The organism is Virgibacillus aidingensis (genome assembly GCF_010994035.1).
Classification (GTDB): domain Bacteria; phylum Bacillota; class Bacilli; order Bacillales; family Amphibacillaceae; genus Virgibacillus_N.
Genome location: NZ_WIXN01000024.1, coordinates 8874 through 9271, shown reverse-complemented (window position 1 = coordinate 9271; position 398 = coordinate 8874). Strand labels below are relative to the sequence as shown.

The window sequence follows — 398 nt, the reverse complement described above, 5'->3', positions numbered from 1 at the left end:
TCTGATGAGTGAATGAATGGTGCGGTTTTCCCCGCATTCGTTGCCTCATTCCTGTGATGAGTGAATGAATGGTGCGGTTTTCCCCGCATTCGTTGCCTCATTCCCCTGATGAGTGGACGAATGGAGTGTTTTTATCCGCGTTCGTTGCCTCATCCCTCTGATGAGTGGACGAACGGAGTCTTTTTCTCCGCATTCGTTGCTTCATCCCTCTGATGAGTGGACGAATGGAGTCTTTTTCTCCACGTTCGTTGCTTCATCCCTCTGATGAGTGGACGAATGGAGTGTTTTCTCCGCATTCGTTGCTTCACCCCTCTGATGAGTGGACGAATGGAGTCTTTTTCTCCGCATTCGTTGCCTCATCCCTCTGATGAGTGGACGAATGGAGTCTTTTTCCCCGC

Annotated in this window: 1 protein-coding gene; it reads right to left on the bottom strand. The window is 50.3% G+C overall.

Annotated features, from left to right (window positions below; genetic code table 11):
• Nucleotides 1-201 precede the first annotated feature (201 nt).
• A partial coding sequence (locus GHD25_RS19835; RefSeq protein ID WP_205601379.1) for a hypothetical protein occupies nt 202-398 on the bottom strand: 197 nt, incomplete at its 5' end.